Origin of the sequence: Sulfitobacter sp. UBA4523 (assembly GCF_002388305.1) — a bacterium.
Taxonomy (GTDB): domain Bacteria; phylum Pseudomonadota; class Alphaproteobacteria; order Rhodobacterales; family Rhodobacteraceae; genus Sulfitobacter; species Sulfitobacter pontiacus.
Genome location: NZ_DGMH01000008.1, coordinates 428 through 831 on the forward strand (window position 1 = coordinate 428; position 404 = coordinate 831).

The 404-nt window shown below is 62.9% G+C and carries 1 protein-coding gene; it reads left to right on the forward strand.

Translation table 11 applies throughout. From position 1 onward, the window contains the following. Positions 1 to 51: 51 nt before the first annotated feature. Positions 52 to 404 (forward strand): FAD-dependent oxidoreductase (locus B3849_RS01350; protein WP_286779718.1); only part of this gene is annotated, 353 nt, incomplete at its 3' end.

Sequence of the window (404 nt, forward strand, 5' to 3'; positions counted from 1 at the left end):
GGCCTGCGGCCTCCTTGATCCGCGCAAGACTCACGGAAGGAAAGCGATAGGATGGAAGCTGAATTTATTATCGTAGGGGCGGGCAGCGCGGGCTGCGCGATGGCGTACCGCCTGGCCACGGCAGGGCGCAAGGTGATGGTGATCGAACATGGTGGCAGCGATGCGGGCCCGTTCATCCAGATGCCGGCGGCGCTGTCCTATCCGATGAACATGAAAACCTACGACTGGGGGTTCCAGTCCGAACCCGAACCGCATCTGAACAACCGTCGTCTGGCGACCCCGCGTGGCAAGGTGATCGGCGGATCGTCGTCGATCAACGGGATGGTCTATGTGCGCGGGCACGCGATGGACTATGACCACTGGGAAGAGCAGGGGGCCGACGGCTGGGGCTATGCCGATGTGCT